Below are 20,208 nucleotides of genomic sequence, written 5' to 3' on the forward strand. Positions count from 1 at the left end.
GGCCCGTTCAGGGTGTCAGCCGCGCGGCTTCACGTCCATCGCGCGGGTCATTTCGTCGGCGCGCGGGGTGTGCGCCAGCGTGTCGCGCATCGCCCACAGGTTCACCTGGTGGTGCAGCGGGATGTAGGCGAAGTCGTCGGCGATCATCTTCGCCATCCTCTGGAACATCGCCTCGCGCTTCTCGTCGTCCACCGTTTCCAGCGCCTGGGTCAGCAGCGCGTCGAACGCCTTGTTGGAATAGAGCGTGTGGTTGACCGCGCCCCAGCCCTTGGCGCGGTCGCGGGTGGCGAAGTGGCCGCGCATGCCGGCCGAGGGCTCGCCGGTCGTGTTGGACCAGCCGCTCAGCGCGATCGAGTTGTCCTGCTGCGCCGTGCGGGTGAAGAACACCGAGGCGGGCATGGTGTCCACCACCGGCTTGACGCCGATGCGCGCCCACATCTGGCCGATGGTCTGGGCGATGACGGCGTCGTTCACGTAGCGGTTGTTGGGCGCGAGCAGCGTGATCTGCAGCCCGTTCGGATAGCCCGCCTCGGCCAGAAGCTGCCTGGCGCGCGCCGGGTCATAGGCCGGCGCCGGCACGTCCGGCGCGTAGCCGAAGGTTCCCGCCGGCATCATCTGCCCCGTGGGGTTGGCCGCGCCCGACATCACCCGCTCGGCGATGCCCTTGCGGTTGATGGCGATGGAGAGCGCCTCGCGCACGCGGCGGTCGAGGAAGGGATTCTTGTCCAGCTTCTCGCCGTTCGGCCCGGCGACATAGGGCGTCTGCTCGCGCATGTCGTAGCGCATCAGGATGCTGCGCAGGCTGTCGGCGCGCGAGATGTGGATGCCGCTCTCCTTCGCGAGCCCCTCGACATCCTGCGTCGGCACGCTGTCGATCAGGTCCACGTCGCCGGCGCGCAGCGCGGCCACGCGCGCGCCGTTGCTCGGGATCATGCGGTAGTCCACCCGCTCCCAGGGCTGCTTCTCGCCCCAATAGGCCTCGTTGCGCACCAGCATGGCGCGGCTGCCATGGTCGTAGCGCTCCAGCCGGTAGGGGCCGGTGCCCATCGCCGCGCGGCCGCCATTGAAGTCGGCAGTGGCCACCTCGTCGCCCAGGCCGCGCCAGATCACCGCCACCTGCGTCAGGTCGGTGGGCAGCAGCGGGTGCACCTTGTCCGTGTGCAGGCGCAGCGTGTGTGGGTCGATCACCTCGATGCGGGTGATGCCGCGGGTATAGACGGCGTAGGAGCCGGGGCTGTTGGCCACCTTCGGCACGCGCGAGAGGGTGTTCACCACGTCCTCGGCGGTGAACGCCTCGCCGTTGTGCCACTTCACGCCGCGGCGGAGCTTCAGCTCCCAGGTCAGGTCGTCGATCGCCTTCCAGCTTTCGGCCAGGCCGGGGACGGGGCGGCTGTCCGGCGTGCGCTCGACCAGCGCCTCGAACACATGGTCGGCCAGCGCCGCGTTGGGCGTGAGCGTATGGTAGTGCGGATCGAAGGAGGTGGCGGGGGCGGCGACCGCCAGGCGCAGGGTCTGCGCCCCGGCCGGCAGCGCGGCGGCGCCAAGGCCCAAGGAAACGAGGAGGGCGGCGGCGGCCCGTTCGGTGCGTCGCATCGTGAAATCTCCCGTTCCGGCGCGCGGCATCGCCACGCCGGTCATGTCGGCCGTGCTGGCCGTTTTTCTTGTTCTGCCCGCCACTGGATCAGCCGCACGGGGGCGCTGTCAACGCCGGGCAGCCCCCGCCCCTCCAACGGCCCGCCTCCCCGGCCACCCTCCGAGCGGTGGCTGGACGGGCGGGCGGAATGCAGCTTTTCTGCCGCCACTGGCCCCGGCCGGGCGGTGGCGCCGGTGCCGTCACCCTCCCCGGTCGCCCTGGCTGTTCTGCGAGGTTGAAGCGATGCGGCTTGCCCTGATCCATGCCCTGCGGCACTCGCCGCCTCCCATCGAGGCGGCGCTGGCCCGGCTCTGGCCGGAAGCGCGGTCGATGAACCTGCTGGATGACAGCCTCTCCGCCGACCTCGCGAGGGAAGGCCAGCTGACGCCGGCGATAACGGCGCGCTTCCAGGCGCTGGCCGACTACGCGGTGGGCACGGGCGCGCGCGGCATCCTGTTCACCTGCTCGGCCTTCGGTCCCTGCCTGGAAGCCGTGGCCGGGCGCCTCGCACCGATGCCCGTGCTGAAGCCCAACGAGGCGATGATCGAGGAAGCGGTGGCGGCGGGGCGGCGCATCGGCCTGCTCGCCACCTTCGGGCCGGCGCTCGACTCGATGCCGCGCGAGTTCCCGCCGGGCGTGGAGGTGGTGCCCTGCCTCGCCGAGGGGGCGCTGGCCGCGCTCGACGCGGGCGACATGGACGCGCATGACCGCCTGGCCGCCGAGGCGGCGAAGCGGCTCGCGGGCTGCGACGTCATCGCGCTGGCGCAGTTCAGCCTGGCGCGCGCCGCGCCCCGCGTGGCCGAAGCCACCGGCCTTCCGGTGCTGACCACGCCGGACAGCGCCGTGCGCAAGATGCGCCGCCTGCTGGAAGGCTGAAGCCCGGGCCAACCATGCGGTAACCCGCCGCATGGCAGGCTGGCTCCATGCCCCAGCCCGATCCTGCCCAGCCCGATCCTGTCCAGCCCGACCTTTCCCAACCTGGCCCAACCCTGACCGCCTACCGGCTCGACGGCCATCCCCTGCCGCCGCTGCGGCCCGCCAGCACGCGGCGTGGCTGGATGGACGACACGCCGGACGGCTTCGCCTATCGCTGCCTGCCGCTGACGGCGGCCAACGGCCATGGCTGGGAGGTGCAGGGCCAGACCGGCTTCGAGGCGTGGTGGACCGGCGGCCCCTCGCCGGAGGACGTGGTTCTGCGGGTGCTGAAGCCGGGCGGGCTGGCGCCGGCCAGCCATTTCGGCCATGGCGTGCTCACCTTCCCGCTACCGGTGCTGCTGCGCACCGCGCCGGGCCAGGTGCTGTGGGTGAGCGGCCCGCCCAACGCGCCGAAGGATGGCATCGCCCCCCTCACCGGCCTCGTCGAGACCGACTGGTCGCCAATGGGCTTCACCATGAACTGGCGCTTCACCCGCCCCAACCATGTGGTCCGCTTCCTGCCGGGCGAGGCGGTGGCGTTCTTCTTCCCGCTGCCGCGGGACCTGCTGGCGCGCACCGTGCCGCAAACCCGCCGGCTGGCCGAGAACCCCGAGCTGGCCGCCGCCCATGCCGCCTGGAGCGCCAGCCGCGGCCGCTTCAACGCCGCCCTGAAGCAGCCGGGCAGCCCCGAGCGCGCGGAGGGCTGGCAGCGGGACTACCATCGCGGCCAGCGCGCCGCCGGCCATCCCACGCGGCCGCGCGCCCGGCCCTTCCCCGCGCCGGAAGGCTGAGGGCCTAGACCGGCAGCGTCACCAGCGCCGCCAGCCCGCCTTGGGGACGGTTGCTCAGCACCACGTCGCCGCCATGGGCGCGCAGGATGTTGCGGGCGATGGGCAGGCCGAGGCCGGTGCCGCCGGTTTCCCGGTTGCGGCTGGTTTCCAGCCGGCGGAAGGGCTGGAACACCGCCTCCAGCGAGTCGGGCGGAATGCCCGGCCCGTCATCCTCCACCCACAGCCGCACCAGCGCGGCCTCGGCGCCGTTGCCGGGCCCCTCCAGCCTGATATGGGCATTGCCGCCATAGTTCAGCGCGTTGCCCACGAGGTTGGCCAGGGCGCGCTTCAGCGCGATCGGCCGGCCACGGACGCGCAGCCGCTCCGGCCCGGCATAGGCGGTGGCCTCCGGCGCGAGCTCGGGCCGGGCATCGGCCGCCTCGTCCAGCACGGTGCGGCAAAGGGCCGCGAGATCGAGCGGCACGGAGGGCTCGGTGGCGGAATCGTCGCGGGCGAAGGCCAGGGTGGCGTTCACCATGGCCTCCATCTCGTCGAGGTCGGCCAGCATCTTCCGCCGCTGCTCGTCATCCTCCAGGAACTCGGCACGCAGCCGCAGCCGGGTGATCGGCGTGCGGAGGTCGTGGCCGATGGCCGCCAGCATCTGCGTCCGGTCGCCGACGAAGCGGCGGATGCGCTCGGCCATGGTGTTGAAGGCGCGGGCGGCGGTGGCCACCTCCAGCGGCCCGTCCTCCGGCAGGGGCGGCGCGTTCACGTCGCGCCCCAACCGCTCGGCGGCGCGGGCGAGCGCCGAGACGGGGCGCGTCAGCCGCCGCGTCGCCCACAGGATCAGCGCCAGCGCGGCGCCGGTCATCAGCACGAAGGCGAAGAGGAAGGTCTCGGAATGCCAGGGGCGCGGCGGCGGCAGCGCCATGCGCATGTTCAGCCAAAGCCCGTCCGGCAGTTGCAGGGCCAGCACCAGCATCCCCGGCAGCGGCCCGCCCGCCGCCAGCGCCTCGCGCGGGCGGAAGCGCGCCGGGCCGGCGGTGACGATGTCGAGCCGGAACAGCCGGATCAGCGCGGCCGAGGCGCGCGGCATGCCCGGCCGCACCGCCGGCAGGTCGGACAGCTCGGCGACCAGGCCGGGCGGCAGGTCGATGTCGTAGAGCATCGCCTCGCGCCGGTCGGGCGGCGCCAGCAGCACGGTGCGCCACACCCCGAAGGCGCGCGCGCTGATCTCGCGCGACAGGGCGAAGCGCTGCAGGTCCACGCGGTCGAGCGCATGGATGGTCAGCCCCGCCGCCTGCACCAGCATCAGGGCGAGGGTGAGGAACACCGCCGTGCGCCCCGCCAGGCTGCGCGGCAGGAGGCGGTGGATCATGGCGCCATGCTCAGCCGGCCGCCTTGGCCGGGGGTCCGCCGCCCGCGGCCGCCTCGGGGTAATCCGCCGGCCGCTCGCCACCGCCGCGCTCGGCGAGCTTCTCCACCGTGGCCGCCAGCACATAGCCGCCGCCCCGCACCGTCTTGATCAGGCTGGGGTTGCGCCCGTCATCCTCCAGCTTGCGCCGCAGGCGGGACACGGCGACGTCGATGGCGCGGTCGAACGGTCCCGCCTGGCGGCCGCGCAGCAGGTCCATCAGCATGTCGCGCGTCAGCACGCGGTTGGGGCGCTCCACCAGCACCATCAGCAGCTCGTATTCCCCGCCCGTCAGAGACACCTCGACGCCATCCTGGTTCAGCAGGCGGCGGCGGGCGGGCTCCAGCGTCCAGCCGGCGAAGCGGATGGACTTGGCGGGCGGCTCCTGGCTGGCGCCGCTCTCGCCGCTGGCGCGGCGCAGCACGGCACGGATGCGCGCCAGCAGCTCGCGCGGGTTGAAGGGCTTGGCCACATAGTCGTCCGCGCCCAGCTCCAGGCCGACGATGCGGTCCGTTTCCTCGCTCATCGCCGTCAGCATCACGATGGGCACGTCCGATTGGCCGCGCAGCCAGCGCGCGAAGTCCAGCCCCGATTCCCCCGGCAGCATCAGGTCCAGCACCACGAGGTGGTAGCGCCCGAGCGGCCAGAGCCGGCGCGCTTCCCGCGCGTCGCGCGCGGCGGTGACGCGGCAGCCCTGCCGCTCGAGGAATTTGGACAGCAGGTCGCGGATCTCGCGATCGTCGTCCACGACCAGGATGTGCGGAGGCGGTTCCATGAGCTCGACCATAGAGGCGATATGGCGACGTTGCCTGCGCGCCATGTTACAGGCTTTTGCCGGAGCGCGCCCTGTTGCGCTTCGTATCGTCTGTCAGCGAACATGATCCCTGCCCGGCCCGCCGCGAGACCCCGCCTGCACACGGACATCCCGCCCGAGACCGTCCTGCCACCCGCCTCCGCACGCGGCACCGCCCTCGCGGTGATCGCCCCACCCCCTGCCCCGCTGGAAGACGTCCCCTGTCCCGGCTGAGCCCCGCCCCACAGCCTGGGGATGCGCCACCCCCGGACTGGGCACGGGCAGGCATCGCCGCGCTCTGCGCCGCGGACCCGGACTTCGCCCGCATCGAGCCGGCGGCGGGGCCGCTGCCCTGGCGCAGCCGGCCGCGCGGCTTCGGGGGCCTGGCGCGCACCATCCTCGGCCAGCAGATCAGCAACCAGGCGGCGGGGGCCATCTGGCGCCGCTTCCAAGCGCTTCCTGGCGCGCTGGAACCGGCGGGGCTGCTGCGCCTGACGGACGGGCAGCTCCGCGCCGCCGGGCTTTCCCGCCCCAAGGTGGCGCATCTGCGCGGGCTGGCCGAAGCCTGCCTCGCCGGCACGCTGCGGCTGGAGGCGCTGCCCGGCATGGCCGATGACGTGGCCATCGCGCATCTCTCCGCCCAGCGCGGGCTCGGGCCCTGGACGGCGCAGGTCCACCTGATCTTCGCCGAGGACCGCGCCGACATCTTCCCCTATGCCGACGTGGCCCTGGCCGCCGCCGCGCAACATCTGAAGGGCCTGCCGGAACGGCCGGGGCCGAAGGCGCTGCTGGCCCTGTCCGGCGCATGGGCGCCGTGGCGCTCGGTGGCGGCGCGGCTGCTCTGGCACCACTGGCGGCACGTCACCGGCCGCCCGGCGGGCGAGGAACCCTGACACCCGCGCATCGCGTCTGGCCGGCGCGACCGCCGCGTGACACTGTGCGCCGCATCATGCCGAGCTCCCGCCTTCCCGGTCGCCTTTCCGGCCGCGTGCGCGCCACCGCCGCGCCGCCCATTCCCACCGCCCGCGCCTGGGCCGCCCGCTACGATGGCGGCGCCGGCCCGATGCTCGACCTCACCCAGGCCGTGCCCGGCTACCCGCCGCATCCCGGGCTGCTCGAGCGCCTGGCCGAGGCCGCCGGCAGCCGCGCCTGCGCCGGCTATGGCACCATCGACGGCGACGCGCCGCTGCGCGAGGCGCTGGCCGCCAACCTCGCCGCCACCTATGGCGCGCCGGTGGGCGCCGAGGCGATCACCATCACCGCCGGCTGCAACCTCGCCTTCACCATGACCATGACGGCGCTTGCCGGCAGCGGCGACGCCGTGCTGCTGCCCACGCCCTGGTACTTCAACCACCGCATGGCGCTGGAGCTGCTGGGCATCGAGGCGCAGCCCTTCGAGACCCGGGCGGAGGACGGCTTCATCCCCGACCCCGAGCGGCTCGCGGCGGCGCTGACGCCCAGCACCCGCGCCGTGGTGCTGGTGACGCCCAACAACCCGACCGGCGCCATCTACCCGCCCGAGACCATCGCCCGCATCGCCGCCGCCTGCCGCGCCCGCGGCATCTGGCTGGTGCTGGACGAGACCTACCGCGACTTCCTGCCCGATGGCGGCGCGCCGCCGCACGGGCTGTTCCGGGAGCCGGACTGGGCGGAAGGGCTGGTGCATCTCTATTCCTTCGCCAAGTCCTACTGCATCCCCGGCCACCGGGTGGGTGCCATCGCGGGCGGCGGCGCCTTCCGGGCGGAGCTGCTGAAGGTGGTGGACACCATGCAGATCTGCCCCGCCCGCCCCGCCCAGGCGGCGCTGGCCTGGGCCATTCCTGCCCTCGCGGAATGGCGTGCCGGCAACCGCGCGGTGATGGCCGGCCGCGCGCGCGCCTTCCGCACCGCCATGGCCGGGGCGCCGGCCTGGAAGGTCGACGCGCTGGGCACCTACTTCGCCTATCTTCGCCTGCCGGACGGGCAGCCGGACGCCATGGCGGCGGCCGAGGCGCTGGCCGCGCGGCACGGGCTGCTCGCCCTGCCGGGGCCGTTCTTCGGGCCGGGGCAGGAGCGGCACCTGCGCCTCGCCTTCGCCAATGCGGAGGAAAGCCTGCTGGCGGAGGTTCCGGGGCGGCTCAACCGCGCCCTCGCCTGAGACGGGCCGGGGGCGGCAATTTCCCTCCCGCCCTCCCATCTTCCCTTGGCGCAAGTTTTCCGCCGCGGGGCCGGCAAGGCGTCTTGCCCTGTCGCATGACAGGAAGGACATTCGCCGGCCACTCGGCTCAGCCCGTGCCAGGACCAGGCAGAAGGACCGCCACCATGACCTTTTCCCAGACCGCAGCGCGCGGCCCCGGCCGCCGCCTCCTGCTGGCCGGGATCGCCGCCGGGGCCATCGCCCGCCCGGCCGTGCTGCGCGCCCAGGCCAACCCCATTCGCATCGGCGAGATCAACTCCTACACCGCCCAGCCCGCCTTCCTCGGCCCCTACCGCAATGGCTGGCTGCTGGCGCAGGAGCAGGTCAACGCCGCGGGCGGCATCGGGGGCCGGCCGCTCGAGACCGTGTTCCGCGACGATGCCGGCCGCCCGGAGGACGCGGTGCGCCTGGCCGGCGAGCTGCTGAACGCCGAGCGCGTGGCGCTGCTGGCCGGCGGCTACCTTTCTCATGTCGGGCTCGCCCTGGCCGACTTCGCGCGGCAGAACAGGCGCCTCTACGCGGCGAGCGAGCCGCTGACGGATGCGCTCGTCTGGTCGAAGGGCAACCGCTACACCTTCCGCCTGCGCCCCAGCACCTACATGCAGGCCGCCATGCTGGTGGAGGAGGCCGCGAAGCTCCCCGCGAAGCGCTGGGCCACCGTGGCGCCCAACTACGAGTACGGCCAGTCCGCCGTGAAGTGGTTCCGCGAGCTGCTGAAGGAGAAGCGGCCGGATGTGGAGTTCGTCGGCGAGCAGTTCCCGGCGCTCGGCCGCATCGATGCCGGCTCCACGGTACAGGCGCTGGAGCGGATGAAGCCCGAGGGCATCTTCAACGTCACCTTCAGCACCGACCTGCTGAACTTCGTCCGCCAGGGCAACACGCGCGGCCTGTTCGATGGCCGCAGCGTCGTTTCCATGCTGAGCGGCGAGCCGGAATACCTGGAGCCGCTGGGCGAGGAATGCCCCGATGGCTGGATCGTCACCGGCTATCCGCGCGACGACCTGGACAACCCGACCCACACCGCGCTGCGCGACGCCTACCGCGCGAAGTTCGGCGACCTGCCGCGCTGCGGCTCCATCGTCGGCTACGACACGGTGCAGGCCATCGCCGCCATGCTGCGCAAGGCCGCCAGCACCGAGACCGAGGCGATGGTGGACGCCTTCAAGGGCATCCGCTACCAGACCGGCTACGGCACGGGCGAGGTCGAGTTCCGCGCGCTGGACCACCAGGCGACGCTCGGCGCCTTTGTCGGCCGCACGAAGCTGGAAGGCCGGCGCGGCAGGATGGTGGACTGGCGCTACGCCGACGGTGCCAGCTACCTGCCTGGGCCCGAGCAGGTGCGCGCCTGGCGCCCGCAGGAGTAGCACGGAATTGGAAGCCCTGGCCGTCCAGGCGCTGAACGGCCTGGCCAGCGCCTCCTCCCTCTTCCTGGTCGCCTCGGGGCTGACGGTGATCTTCGGCGTCAGCCGCATCGTCAACTTCGCCCATGGCAGCCTCTACATGCTGGGCGCCTATCTCGCCTGGACCTTTGTCAGCCACGGGCCGCTGGCGGAGCTGGGAGGGTTCTGGGGCTTCTGGGGGGGGGTGCTGCTGGCGGCGCTGGCGGTGGGCGCGCTCGGCGCGGTGCTGGAGATGACGGTGCTGCGCCGCATCTACCACGCGCCGGAGCTGTTCCAGCTCCTCGCCACCTTCGCGCTGGTGCTGGTGGTGCAGGACGTGGCGCTGCTGCTCTGGGGCGCGGACGACAAGTTCGGGCCGCGCGCGCCGCTGCTGCGAGGGTCGGTCGAGATCCTCGGGCTGCGCTTCCCGCGCTACGAGCTGTTCCTCATCGCGGTGGGGCCGGTGGTGCTGGGGCTGCTCTGGCTGCTGTTCCACCGCACCCGCTTCGGCATCCTGCTGCGCGCCGCGACGCAGGACCGCGAAATGGTCTCGGCGCTCGGCGTCGATCAGCGGCTGCTGTTCACCGCCGTGTTCTTTCTCGGCGCCGCCCTCGCCGGGCTCGGCGGCGCGCTGCAACTGCCGCGCGAGGCCGTCACGCTGCACATGGACATGGCCATCATCGTCGAGGCCTTCGTGGTCGTCGTCATCGGCGGGCTGGGCAGCCTGCCGGGGGCGTTCCTGGCAGCGCTGCTGATCGGCGAGCTGCACGCCTTCGGCATCCTGGTGTTCCCGCGCATCACGCTGGTGCTGGTGTTCCTGGTGATGGCGGTGGTGCTGGTGCTGCGCCCGCACGGGCTGCTGGGCCGCGCCCCCGGCGCGCCGCCGGCCGGCGAGCAGTCGCCGCCCCTGCCCCGCCCGCTGCCGCGCGGGCTGGCGCTGGCGGCGGCGGGCGCGCTGGCCGGGCTGCTGCTGGCCGCCCCCTTTCTCGGCGACTACCCGCTGATCCTGCTGGCGGACTTCGCCGTGTTCATCCTCTTCGCCGCCAGCCTGCACTTCATCATGGGACCGGGCGGCATGGCGAGCTTCGGCCACGCCGCCTATTTCGGCGCCGGCGCCTATGCCGCGGCGCTGCTGCTGCGCCACCTCGCGGCACCCATGGAGGCGGGGCTGCTGCTGGCGCCCTTCGCGGCCGGCCTGGTGGGGCTCCTCTTCGGCTGGTTCTGCGTGCGGCTCTCGGGCGTCTATGCCGCCATGCTGACGCTCGCCTTCGCGCAGATCGCCTGGAGCGTCGCCTTCCAGTGGGTGGAGGTGACGGGCGGCGACAACGGCATCCTCGGCGTCTGGCCCAGCGAGTGGGCGCGCGGGCGGCTGGCCTTCTTCTATCTCTCCGTGCTGCTCTGCGGCGCGGGCGTGCTGCTGCTGCGACGCGCCATCTTTGCCCCCTTCGGCCTGGCCCTGCGGGCGCAGCGGGATTCTCCCCTGCGCGCCGAGGCCATCGGCATCGACGGCTTCCGCATCCGCTGGCTGGCCTTCGCCTATGCGGCCGCCTTTGCCGGGCTGGCGGGCGCGCTCTTCGCCTTTGGCAAGGGCAGCGTGTTCCCCACCTATCTCGGCATCCCGCGCAGCGTCGACGCGCTGCTGATGGTGCTGCTGGGAGGCGTGCAGACGGTGAGCGGCCCGATCCTCGGCGCCATCGCCTATGCCGGGCTGCAGGAGCAGCTCGCGCGGCTGACGGAGCTGTGGCGCCTGCTGCTCGGCCTCGTCATCCTGGCGCTGGTGCTGTTCTTCCCGCGCGGGCTGGCGGGCGCCCTGGCCCATTGGCACGACGGCCGGCGGGAACGCCGCGCATGAGCACGCCGATCCTGGAAGCCGAGGGGCTGGTCAAGGCCTGGGGCGGGGTGCGCGCCGTGGACGGCGTTTCCTTCTCCCTGGCGCCGGGCGAGATGCTGGCGCTGATCGGCCCCAACGGCGCCGGCAAGAGCACCTGCTTCAACATGCTCAACGGCCAGGTCCGCCCCGATGCCGGGCGGGTGCGGCTGGCGGGGCAGGACATCACGGGGCTGCCGCCGCGCGCGGTGTGGCGTCTCGGCGTCGGCCGCACCTTCCAGGTCACCGCCACCTTCGGCTCGATGAGCGTGCGGGAGAACGTGCGGCTGGCGCTGCTCTCGCACCACCGACGGCTGCTGGGGCTGTGGCGCCCCGCCAGCCACCTCCACACGGCGGAGGCGGAGGCGCTGCTCGAGCGCGTCGGCATGGCGGCGCAGGCCGACCGCCCCTGCGCCGTGCTGGCCTATGGCGACCTGAAGCGGCTGGAGCTGGCCATGGCGCTGGCCCACGCGCCGCGCCTGCTGCTGATGGACGAGCCCACCGCCGGCATGGCCCCCGCCGAGCGCGGCGCGCTGATGCAACAGACCGCCGCCATCGCGCGGGAGGCCGGCATCGCCGTGCTGTTCACCGAGCACGACATGGACGTGGTGTTCGGCCATGCCCAGCGCGTGCTGGTGCTGGAGCGCGGCCGGCTGATCGCCGGTGGCGCGCCGGAGGCGGTGCGGGCCGACCCGCGGGTGCGGCAGGTCTATCTGGGCGGAGGCCATTTCTGATGCTGGCGGTGGAGGGGCTGCACGCCCATTACGGCCGCGCGCACATCCTGCACGGCGTCTCGCTGGCCGTGGGCGCGGGCGAGGTGGTCTGCCTGCTCGGCCGCAACGGCGCCGGCAAGAGCACGACGATGAAGGCCATCATGGGGCTGGTGCCGCCCAGCGCCGGCACGGTGCGGCTGGAAGGGCGGGACCTCGCCGGGCAGCCGCCGCATGCCATCGCCCGGGCCGGCCTCGGCTATGTGCCGGAGGAGCGGCGCGTCTTCGCCGACCTCACCGTGCTGGAGAACCTGGAGGTGGGCCGCCGCCCGCCACGCCCCGGCCTGCGGCCCTGGACGCCGCAGCGCCTTTTCGCGCTGTTTCCCAGCCTGGAGACGCTCCGCCACCGCCCCGGCGGGCGGATGAGCGGCGGCGAGCAGCAGATGCTCACCATCGCCCGCACGCTGATGGGCAATCCCCGCCTGCTGCTGCTCGACGAGCCCTCGGAGGGCCTGGCACCCGTGGTGGTGGAGCGGATGGCGGAGGCCATCGGCACGCTGAAGGCGGAAGGGCTGTCCATCCTGCTGTCCGAGCAGAACCTCGCCTTCGCCAGCGCGGTGGGCGACCGCGCCTGCATCCTGGAAACCGGAACGCCGCGCCACACTATGCCGATGGCGGAGCTGATGCGGGACGCGGCGCTGCGGGCGCGCTACCTGTCCGTCTGAAGGGGCGGGAGCCCGGCCGTGTCCGCGCGGCGGCTACAGCAGCGCCCAGGCCGCCACCCAGCCGAACAGCCAGCCGCCGAGGATGCCCAGCACCGCGCCGAGCATGACCTCCCGCGCCAGGGCTTGAGCGCCCATGCGCGAGGGGGAGGACGCGGGCAGGGCAACGCGCCCTGCCCGCGTCATGCCGGGCTGCCGCTCGGGTCGTCGCGCATACCACCAGGATGGGGGGGCCGCCGGGGGAAGGCGGTTCCAGGTGGCCGGGACGGGGGCGTGGGGGAACGGCATCGGCATGGCCCAATGCGAACATAAACAGAACACGAAGGCAAGGGGCCTTTGCCGTTCTACCCCGGAAAACCAGAACAGAAAGGGAAAATTAATGGTGAGGGCCCGGAACGAACCCTCGCCCTTCCTCAGCCGCCGGCGATCTCCCCCAGCACCGCGTCCACCGCCTCCAGGAACTGCTCCGCATGCTCCTGGCGGAACACCAGCGGCGGGCGGATCTTGAGGATGTTGGCGTGCGGACCGGCGGCGCTGATCAGCACCCGGCGCTCGCGCAGCCCGTTCACCAGCCGCGCCGTTTCCTCCGTGGCGGGTTCCTTGCCGGCGCGGTCCTTCACCAGCTCGACGCCGACGAACAGCCCCGCCCCGCGCACATCGCCGATGATCTCGTGCCGCTCCGCCAGTTGCCGCAGCCCCGCCGCCAGGAAGGCGCCGGTGGCGCGGGCGTTCTCCACCAGCCCCTCGCCCTCGATCACCTCCAGCACCGCCTGCCCCACGGCGCAGGAAACGGGGTTGCCGCCGAAGGTGTTGAAGTAGCGCGTGGCCTCGCCGAAGCGGGCGAGGATGTCGGGCCGCGAGACCATGGCGGCGATCGGGTGGCCATTGCCCATCGGCTTGCCCATGGTGACGATGTCCGGCACCAGGCCATGGCGCCCGAAGCCCCACATCCCCTCGCCCGTGCGGCCGAAGCCGGGCTGCACCTCGTCGGCGATGAACAGCCCGCCCGCCTTGCGGATCGCCTCCACGGCCGGGGCCAGGAAGCCCGCCGGGTCGGAGAACACGCCATCCGAGGAGAAGATGGTGTCCACCAGCAAGGCGGCGGGCGCGATGCCGTGCGCGCGCAGGTCGGCGATGGCGGCGCGCACATCGGCGGCGAAGCGCTCGGCCACGCTGGGGCCGCCGCGGTAGAGGTCGGGCGCGGGCACGGTGCGCACATTGCCGCCCAGCGTGACGTGGCTGCCGAGCGAGGGCGACATCTCCGAGATGGCCACCGTGACGCCATGGTAGGCGAGCTTCGTCACGATGAAGCCGGTGCCGCCCGTGTGGCTGCGCGCCACGCGGTAGGCCAGATCGTTCGCCTCGCTGCCCGTGCAGGTGAACATGACATGGCCGAGCGGCGCCGGGAAATAACCCAGCAGCTTCTCGGCATAGTCCAGGATCACCGGATTGAGGTAGCGCGTGTGGGTGTTCAGCACGGCCGCCTGCCGCGCCAGCGCCGCCACCACATGCGGGTGGCAGTGCCCGACGCTGGCGACGTTGTTGTACACGTCGAGATAGGGGTTGCCGTCCGGGTCGTAGAGCCACACCCCCTCGCCGCGCACCAGATGCACCGGGTTGGCGTAGAACAGGCGGTAGGCCGGGCCGAGCAGCTTCTGGCGGCGGGCGATCATCTCCCGCTCGCGCGTGCCGATGGCGTTGGTGGCCTTCGGGTCGAAGGCGTTGATCATGCTCATGGGTTGAGGGCCTTCCGCAGATAGGTCTCGGCCTCGGCGCGCGGCAGGGCGCCCAGGCGGCGCAGCCCGGCGAGGCTGCGCGGGTAGTTCCGCAGGATGTAGGGGGCGTTCTGCGGCTGCCGCGCGGCGCGCCAGCCGCTGATCGTCACCGCCACCGCAAGCCGGGTGGCGATGAGGTCGGCGAGGACGGACAGCTCCCCATCCTCCAGGGGGCAGACGGCGTGGAAGGCGGCGGCGAGCTGCGCCGGCCCTTCCAGCGGGTGGCCCTCCTCCGTCATCTGGTAGGCCGCGGCGGTGGCCAGGTCCTGCACCAGGGGGGCGCGCACCATGTCGCCGAAGTCGATGATGCCGGCCACCCGGTCGTCCCGCGCCTCGTCGGCGAGGATGTTGTGCGGGTTGAAGTCGTTGTGGACCACCTGCCGGCGCAGCGTGGCGAGGCGCGGCACGGCATGGGTGGCGAAGCGCTCCAGCACCGCATCGGCCAGCTCGCGGTCGGGGGCATCGGGGAGATGCGCCACCAGGGGCCGCAGCCGCAGGGCGTGCTGGATGTCCCACATCAGCGCGTGCTCCTCGGCCGGGTGGCGGAAGTCGCGCAGGGCGAGGTCGAGCCGCGCCAGGGTGGCGCCCACCGCCGCGCGCTGCGCCGGGCCGGGCCGGGTCAGGTGCAGCGGCCGGCCGGGCAGGTAGTCCAGCACCCGCACGCGGCAATCGGGCTGGCCAGGGCGGCGCCACAGGGCTTCCGGCGCCCCGCCCTCCAGCGGCGGGTGGAGGCGCGGCACGGGCAGGTCAGGGCCGGTTTCCGCCAGGTGCAGCAGGGCGCGGCTCTGGAAGTCCGAGACCGCCGGCTCCTCCGCCGGGTGGATCACCTTCAGCACGTATTCGGCGCCATCGGCGGCGCGCAGGTGGAAGTTGCGGTCGCGCTCGCCGGTCAGCGGCCTCACCGCCGCTTCCAGGCCGAAGCGCTCCCGCGCCAGCGCCGCCACCTCCACCTCCGTCACGGCTGGCGGGGCGGCATCCAGCACCGCGCCCAGCTCGTCGCCGGAAACCTCACCCTGGTGTTCTGTCGCCGCCACGTCCCGTCCTTCTGCTGAATCGGCGGCGGCATCATGCGCCGGCACGGCCTGCCCGGCCATGGGGCGGAGCCGTGAAAGGCCGGAACGCGCGCCGCCCCGCCGTCAGCCTCCGACCATGCCGCCGCTGAGACGGGTGATGGAGAGCAGGGCGCTGCGCGGCGGCTCATCCGGCCGGAAGCCCGGCCAGCGCGTGCCGGGGCGCGCATGGCTGGCGCCGGGCTCGGCGCCCGGGGTCCGCGCCAGGGCGAAAAGGGCCGTGCCGTCCGGGCTCATCGCCGCACCGCCCAGCGCCGCGCCGCGCGGCGCGCCATAGACCGGCAGGGCGAGGCCCCGGCCCGGCCCTTCCGTGTCGCAGCCATAGAGCGCGTCCGGCGTGGCGCCGACCCGCCCGTCATGGTCCGTGCCGATCCAGAGCCTGCCACGCCCATCCAGCGCCAGGGTGGCGGGCGCCTCGGGCCAAGCGAAGCCCGGGCCGGCATGGCGCGGCTCCGGTGCGCCGCCCGTCAGCAGCAGGCTGGCCGCGGCCTCCGCCGCCGCGTGGTCGCCACCCTCGGGGCGGATCTCCACGATATGCCCCGCGGCGCTGCCGGCGCGCGGGTTCAGCCGGTCCACCTGCTCCGGCCGCCGCGCCGCATTGCCCTTGCAGGCCAGGAAGAGGCGCCCGCCCGGCCCGTCCACCGCCAGGCCGCCGGGCAGGTCGAAGGCCGTGGCGCCGAAGCTGGCAGCGGCCGCGATGGGGTTGAGCCGCGTGGCCGCGTCGCGCGGCAGGGCTTCCCAGCGCAGGCCCTGGCCGGCCAGCCGCGCCACGGACAGGGTGCCCTGGTCCAGCGCGCCCGGCTCCGCCGCCGGCCCGTCCGAGACGAAGCGGAACAGGTGGCCGAAGGCGCGCCGGTCGGTCAGGTACACCACGGCCCGGCCATCGCGGCCCAGGGCGGCGGCGGCATCGCCGCGCGGAAATCGGGCCAGGGCGGTGCGCTTGGCCGGCACGGCGGCCGGGTCGAGCGGATCGAGCTCGGCCACCCAGCCGAAGCGCAACCCGTCGCGAAAGCGCGGGCCGAGGGAACCCAGGCGGGTGATCCAGGGCGCCGGGTCGTCCTCGGCCAGCAGCAGCGTGCCCCAGGGGGTGGCGCAGCCGCCGGAAACCGCCAGCAGGCCCTGGATCGCCTCGCCCACGCTGCCCGCCGCCGGGCCGGTGATGCGGCACAGCGTGTCCGCCGTCAGCCGGCGCGACTGGTAGCCGCCATCGGCGACGATCCAGCGCCCGCCCCGGCGTTCCAGGTTCAGCAGCGAGGCGCCCTGCATCATCGCGGCCACGGCCGGGCGGTCCCGCCCATCGGGAAAGGCCATGGCCGGGTCCACGGTGGGGTGGGCCACCGCCAGCACGGCGCGGGGGACACCATCCGCCGCCACGGGCTGCGGCACGATGGCGCAGATGCGCCCGTCCCAGCCGAACTGAGTGGCGGCCGCCTCCGGCGTGGGCGCGGCGGGGTTCCAGGGCAGCGCGTCGAAGGTCACGCGGTCGCCCCAGCGCGCCAGCACGCCCCGCCGGTAGCCGGGGGCCACCGTGTCGTCCAGCTTCACCGCCAGCTGGCCGGGCGGCATGTCCAGCGTGGTGACCTGCGCGCGCGCCGGCCGGGCCGCCGCCAGCAGCGCCCGGCGGGAAAGCCTGCTCACGCCGCCTGTTCCGCCACCGGCCGCGGCGCGTCATGCACCGTCACCGCCGGCAGGGCGCCCGCGAACCGCTCCACCTCCACAAGGCAGGACTGCGCGGCGCTGCCCTGGCCGAGGCGGGAGGTGCCGACGTCGCGCGTCAGCACGTTGGGGTTGCCATGCACGTCGAGCCCGCCCTGCTCCGGCGAGGGATCCCACCACGCGCCCGTGGCCATGGCGACGACGCCGCGGCGGATGCCGTCGCTCAGCCGCAACCCCGCGAGGCAGGCGCCGCGCTCGTTGAACACGCGCAGGATGTCGCCGTCCCGAAGGCCGCGCGCGGCGGCGTCGGCGGGGTGCATCAGCAACGGCTCGCGGCCCTGGATCTTGTCGGCGGCGGCAACGCGGCCGGGGTCGAGCTGGCCGTGCAGGCGCGTCGCCGGCTGGTAGGACAGCAGGTGCAGCGGGAAGCGCGCGGCGAGCGGCGCGCCGAGATATTCCTGCGGCGCCTGCCAGCGCGGATGGCCGCCGATCTCCTCATAGCCGAAGCCCGCGATCGTTTCCGAATACAGCTCCACCCTGCCGGAGGGCGTGTTCAGCGGATGCGCCACGGGGTCGCGCGCGAACTCGGAGAACAGCACGAAATCCTCCTCCGGCGGCGGCACCTCGACGAAGCCCTCGGCCCAGAAGCTGTCATAGTCCGGCGCGTCGAAGCCGAAGCGGGCGCAGGCCTGGCGCCAGCGCTCGTAGAGGTGGCGCAGCCAGGCGGCCTCGTCGCGCTGCTCGGTGAAGCGGTCGCGGAAGCCGCAGGCCTCGGCGATGTCGGCCAGCATGTCGTGGTCGTTGCGCGCCTGGGCCTGGGGCGGGATCGCCTGGTGCATGGCGCGCACGAAGCGGTCGCGCGAGGAGGAGGCGATGTCGTTGCGCTCCAGCGTCGTCGTCGCCGGCAGCACGATGTCGGCGTGCCGCGCGGCGGCCGTCCACCACGGCTCCTGCACGATGATGGTCTCGGCCCGGTTCCAGCCGCGGCGGAGGCGGTTGAGGTCCTGGTGGTGGTGGAACGGGTTGCCGCCCGCCCACCAGATGATGCGGATGTCGGGCAGCACGATGTCGCGCCCGTTGTATTGCAGGATCTCGCCCGGCCGCTCCAGCAGCTCCGTCACGCGCGCGACGGGGATGTTGAGCCCGCCCGGATTGCGCGTGGCCGGCAGCGAGACGGAGGGCAGCTCGCGGCGCGGCGTGCCCATGCCGTTCAGCGAGCCATAGCCGAACATCACCCCCTGGCCCGGCTTGCCGATGCCGCCGAGCGCGGCGGCCAGCGCCACCAGCGCCCACCAGGGCTGCTCGCCATGCTCGGCACGCTGGATGGACCAGGTGGCGGTGAGCATGGTGGGCAGCCGCGCCGCCTCCAGCGCGAGCGCGCGGATGGTTTCGGCCGGCACCTCGGTGATGGCGGCGGCCCAGGCGGCGGTCTTCGGCGTGCCGTCGGCCTCGCCCATCACATAGGGGCGCAGGCGGTCCCAGCCGGTGCAATGGGTGGCGAGGAAGCCGCGATCCTCCAGCCCCGCCTCCACCAGCGTGTGGATCATGGCCAGGATCAGCGCCGTGTCGGTGTTGGGGCGGATCGGCACCCATTCGGCGCCGAGGAAGTCCGGCGTGTCGCCGCGGAAGGGGGAGATGTTGACGAAGCGCCCGCCCGCCTCGGCCACGCGCTTCAGCCAGGGCACGTATTCATGCGCGCCGGCGCCGCCCGCCGTCACCAGCGCGTTCTTCAGCGGCAGGCCGCCCAGGCAGATCATCAGCCTCGTGTGGCGGGCGATGCTGGACCAGTCCGTCACCGGCCCCTGGATGACCTCGTTGGTACCGAGGATGTGCGGCATCAGCGTCATGCCGGCGCCGTAGGAATAGTTCGTCACCTGGTTGGTGAAGCCGCCGCCGAGGCCGAGGAAGCGCTGCAGCTGGCTCTTGGCGTGGTGGAAGCGCCCGGCGGAGGACCAGCCATAGGAGCCGCCCATGATGGCCGGGTGGCCGAACTCGGCCCGCACCCGCCGCGTCTCCTCCGCCACCAGGCGGGTGGCCTGGTCCCAGGAGACGGGGACGAAGTCGCGGTCGCCCCGTTCGGCGCCGCGCCGCTCGCCGCGCAGCCAGCCCGCCCGCACATGGGGGCGGTCGATGCGGCTTCTCGCATGCACCACGTCAGGGATGGCCTCGATCAGCGGTCCCGGATGCGGGTCGCGCCGGAAGGGGCGGACGCCGACCACGCGGCCCTGCTCCACCACCGCGTCGAAGCTGCCCCAATGCGCGGCATGTGGCTTGATCCCCGTCATCCTGCTCAACTCTCCAGTCATGGGCGGCCCGGTGGGGCGGAGCCGACGGGGGCGGAGAATGCGCCGGGCGGCGGCGCGGGGCAAATGCGCGGAAGAAGGCAGGCACAAAAAAATCGCGCCCCTTCCGGGGCGCGACGCACAGGCCCGAGCGGTGGTCCGGCCTAGCGGCGGACGGCGTTGACGTTCAGCTCGCGCACGGCGCCGGCGATGTGCTCGGCATGGGCGCTGCGGGCGGGCGGCGCTTCGGCGACTTCCTCGAACACCGCGTCGCCCTTGGCCATCATGGTGCCGGGGGCGCGGTTGTGGATGAAGCCGTTGGTGGCATAGACGCGGCCATAGGCATCGTCGCTGCGGCCGGTCTGCACGCGCACCGCGGTCCAGTCGTTGCGGTCCGACACGTCGATGACGGAAACGCCGCGCATCACCGTGCCTTTGCGGATGCCCGGGCCTTCCCAGTTGGCGTGGTCGATCAGCACCTCGCGCGGGCCCACGACGCGGGATACCACCGCGACATGGCCGAGCCGCATGCCGCCCGAGGCGCGGAAGCTGAGCACGGAGCCCCGCTCCGGCCGCTGGCCACGGGCATAGGCGCCGGCGGCGCCGGCCCACCAGGTATGCGCGTTGCCGGTGATCTCGATGCCGCTGACGGCGCGGGCATAGGGCACGCAGGAGATGTTCTCGGCGCGCTGCAGCTCGGGCGGAAGAGGCTTCAGGGTCGGCGACTTGGCGCTGCGGACGGCGACGGGCTGATGCAGGGCGGCGCGCGGCTGCTTGACGGTCTCACGGGTGTTGCGGCTGGTCGCCGCGTCAGCGGCCGCAGGCGCGGCACACATCGCCCCGAAAAGGACGGCAAATGCCATTGCTGCGCTGTTCACCCGCATGAAACCCCCAAAACGCTATCTCCAGATCGGCCTGCACCGCGTTGATATTTCGGTAGCAAGCCCATGAGGGAGACGGCAATGGCGGAGCCTGTTACGGGTGGAAATACGATGTGATTCGCACAATCACGCGCCGCGTGAGCAGTCTTAATAAGACATTAATCC

17 protein-coding genes are annotated in these 20,208 nt (G+C 73.4%); 8 read left to right on the plus strand and 9 right to left on the minus strand.

Features of this window, described 5'->3' with window-relative positions; genetic code table 11:
* Positions 1–15: 15 nt before the first annotated feature.
* A complete protein-coding gene (locus CR162_RS01880) occupies positions 16–1,593 on the minus strand; it encodes an ABC transporter substrate-binding protein (protein WP_099093933.1) in 1,578 nt (525 codons plus the stop codon).
* A 283-nt stretch (positions 1,594–1,876) separates the two neighbouring features.
* Between CR162_RS01880 and CR162_RS01885 the strand changes: the two genes are divergently transcribed.
* On the plus strand, positions 1,877–2,509 hold the full coding sequence (locus CR162_RS01885; protein WP_099093829.1) for an aspartate/glutamate racemase family protein: 633 nt from the start codon (positions 1,877–1,879) through the stop codon (positions 2,507–2,509).
* Between the two features lie 47 nt (positions 2,510–2,556).
* On the plus strand, positions 2,557–3,339 hold the full coding sequence (locus CR162_RS01890) for a DUF6065 family protein (RefSeq protein WP_245870071.1): 783 nt from the start codon (positions 2,557–2,559) through the stop codon (positions 3,337–3,339).
* Between the two features lie 4 nt (positions 3,340–3,343).
* Here CR162_RS01890 and CR162_RS01895 read toward each other — a convergent pair whose 3' ends face one another.
* Both CR162_RS01895 and CR162_RS01900 read right to left on the minus strand, forming a co-directional pair.
* Positions 3,344–4,696 (minus strand): ATP-binding protein, encoded by a 1,353-nt coding sequence (locus CR162_RS01895; protein WP_099093830.1) that lies wholly within the window; start codon positions 4,694–4,696, stop codon positions 3,344–3,346.
* Positions 4,697–4,706: 10 nt separating this feature from the next.
* Entirely contained in the window at positions 4,707–5,507 is an 801-nt protein-coding gene (locus tag CR162_RS01900) for a response regulator (protein ID WP_245870072.1), read from the minus strand.
* Positions 5,508–5,563: 56 nt separating this feature from the next.
* Between CR162_RS01900 and CR162_RS01905 the strand changes: the two genes are divergently transcribed.
* The 6 genes from CR162_RS01905 (at position 5,564) to CR162_RS01930 (ending at position 12,382) form a co-directional block, all read left to right on the plus strand.
* Complete coding sequence (locus CR162_RS01905) at positions 5,564–6,418, plus strand: DNA-3-methyladenine glycosylase family protein (protein ID WP_099093831.1); 855 nt, start codon at positions 5,564–5,566, stop codon at positions 6,416–6,418.
* Between the two features lie 56 nt (positions 6,419–6,474).
* Positions 6,475–7,662, plus strand: a complete 1,188-nt coding sequence (locus CR162_RS01910; protein WP_099093935.1) for an aminotransferase — start codon at positions 6,475–6,477, stop codon at positions 7,660–7,662.
* Positions 7,663–7,826: 164 nt separating this feature from the next.
* The gene (locus CR162_RS01915) at positions 7,827–9,065 is read left to right on the plus strand and encodes an ABC transporter substrate-binding protein (RefSeq protein WP_099093832.1); all 1,239 of its coding nucleotides are present in this window, start codon (positions 7,827–7,829) and stop codon (positions 9,063–9,065) included.
* A gap of 7 nt (positions 9,066–9,072) precedes the next feature.
* Entirely contained in the window at positions 9,073–10,932 is a 1,860-nt protein-coding gene (locus tag CR162_RS01920; RefSeq protein ID WP_099093833.1) for an ABC transporter permease, read from the plus strand.
* The gene (locus CR162_RS01925; RefSeq protein ID WP_099093834.1) at positions 10,929–11,681 is read left to right on the plus strand and encodes an ABC transporter ATP-binding protein; all 753 of its coding nucleotides are present in this window, start codon (positions 10,929–10,931) and stop codon (positions 11,679–11,681) included. Before CR162_RS01920 ends, CR162_RS01925 begins: the two co-directional genes overlap by 4 nt.
* A complete protein-coding gene (locus CR162_RS01930) occupies positions 11,681–12,382 on the plus strand; it encodes an ABC transporter ATP-binding protein (protein WP_099093835.1) in 702 nt (233 codons plus the stop codon). Before CR162_RS01925 ends, CR162_RS01930 begins: the two co-directional genes overlap by 1 nt.
* 33 nt (positions 12,383–12,415) lie before the next feature.
* On the opposite strand, the gene CR162_RS22270 is transcribed toward CR162_RS01930, so the two are convergent.
* The 6 genes from CR162_RS22270 to CR162_RS01955 form a co-directional block, all read right to left on the minus strand.
* On the minus strand, positions 12,416–12,565 hold the full coding sequence (locus CR162_RS22270) for a hypothetical protein (RefSeq protein WP_176559679.1): 150 nt from the start codon (positions 12,563–12,565) through the stop codon (positions 12,416–12,418).
* A gap of 227 nt (positions 12,566–12,792) precedes the next feature.
* On the minus strand, positions 12,793–14,109 hold the full coding sequence (locus CR162_RS01935) for an aspartate aminotransferase family protein (RefSeq protein ID WP_456316206.1): 1,317 nt from the start codon (positions 14,107–14,109) through the stop codon (positions 12,793–12,795).
* Positions 14,110–14,111: 2 nt separating this feature from the next.
* Positions 14,112–15,248: a phosphotransferase gene (locus tag CR162_RS01940; protein WP_099093837.1), complete on the minus strand. Its 1,137-nt coding sequence runs from the start codon at positions 15,246–15,248 to the stop codon at positions 14,112–14,114.
* A 42-nt stretch (positions 15,249–15,290) separates the two neighbouring features.
* A complete protein-coding gene (locus tag CR162_RS01945; protein WP_099093838.1) occupies positions 15,291–16,862 on the minus strand; it encodes a PhoX family protein in 1,572 nt (523 codons plus the stop codon).
* Positions 16,859–19,165: a molybdopterin-dependent oxidoreductase gene (locus CR162_RS01950; protein WP_099093839.1), complete on the minus strand. Its 2,307-nt coding sequence runs from the start codon at positions 19,163–19,165 to the stop codon at positions 16,859–16,861. The genes CR162_RS01945 and CR162_RS01950 overlap by 4 nt, the downstream gene beginning before the upstream one ends.
* A gap of 161 nt (positions 19,166–19,326) precedes the next feature.
* Positions 19,327–20,025, minus strand: a complete 699-nt coding sequence (locus tag CR162_RS01955) for a CHAP domain-containing protein (RefSeq protein WP_099093840.1) — start codon at positions 20,023–20,025, stop codon at positions 19,327–19,329.
* Positions 20,026–20,208 lie beyond the last annotated feature (183 nt).

Origin of the sequence: Teichococcus rhizosphaerae, from assembly GCF_002631185.1 — a bacterium.
GTDB classification, from domain to species: domain Bacteria; phylum Pseudomonadota; class Alphaproteobacteria; order Acetobacterales; family Acetobacteraceae; genus Pseudoroseomonas; species Pseudoroseomonas rhizosphaerae.

What these genes read in the sequence shown, in the direction of transcription:
- CR162_RS01880 (WP_099093933.1), bottom strand. Translation starts at nt 1,593, where the DNA reads ATGCGACGCACCGAACGGGCCGCCGCCGCCCTCCTCGTTTCCTTGGGC.
- CR162_RS01885 (WP_099093829.1), top strand. Translation starts at nt 1,877, where the DNA reads ATGCGGCTTGCCCTGATCCATGCCCTGCGGCACTCGCCGCCTCCCATC.
- CR162_RS01890 (WP_245870071.1), top strand. Translation starts at nt 2,557, where the DNA reads ATGCCCCAGCCCGATCCTGCCCAGCCCGATCCTGTCCAGCCCGACCTT.
- CR162_RS01895 (WP_099093830.1), bottom strand. Translation starts at nt 4,696, where the DNA reads ATGATCCACCGCCTCCTGCCGCGCAGCCTGGCGGGGCGCACGGCGGTG.
- CR162_RS01900 (WP_245870072.1), bottom strand. Translation starts at nt 5,507, where the DNA reads ATGGAACCGCCTCCGCACATCCTGGTCGTGGACGACGATCGCGAGATC.
- CR162_RS01910 (WP_099093935.1), top strand. Translation starts at nt 6,475, where the DNA reads ATGCCGAGCTCCCGCCTTCCCGGTCGCCTTTCCGGCCGCGTGCGCGCC.
- CR162_RS01915 (WP_099093832.1), top strand. Translation starts at nt 7,827, where the DNA reads ATGACCTTTTCCCAGACCGCAGCGCGCGGCCCCGGCCGCCGCCTCCTG.
- CR162_RS01925 (WP_099093834.1), top strand. Translation starts at nt 10,929, where the DNA reads ATGAGCACGCCGATCCTGGAAGCCGAGGGGCTGGTCAAGGCCTGGGGC.
- CR162_RS01930 (WP_099093835.1), top strand. Translation starts at nt 11,681, where the DNA reads ATGCTGGCGGTGGAGGGGCTGCACGCCCATTACGGCCGCGCGCACATC.
- CR162_RS22270 (WP_176559679.1), bottom strand. Translation starts at nt 12,565, where the DNA reads ATGACGCGGGCAGGGCGCGTTGCCCTGCCCGCGTCCTCCCCCTCGCGC.
- CR162_RS01935 (WP_456316206.1), bottom strand. Translation starts at nt 14,109, where the DNA reads ATGATCAACGCCTTCGACCCGAAGGCCACCAACGCCATCGGCACGCGC.
- CR162_RS01940 (WP_099093837.1), bottom strand. Translation starts at nt 15,248, where the DNA reads ATGGCCGGGCAGGCCGTGCCGGCGCATGATGCCGCCGCCGATTCAGCA.
- CR162_RS01950 (WP_099093839.1), bottom strand. Translation starts at nt 19,165, where the DNA reads ATGACGGGGATCAAGCCACATGCCGCGCATTGGGGCAGCTTCGACGCG.
- CR162_RS01955 (WP_099093840.1), bottom strand. Translation starts at nt 20,025, where the DNA reads ATGGCATTTGCCGTCCTTTTCGGGGCGATGTGTGCCGCGCCTGCGGCC.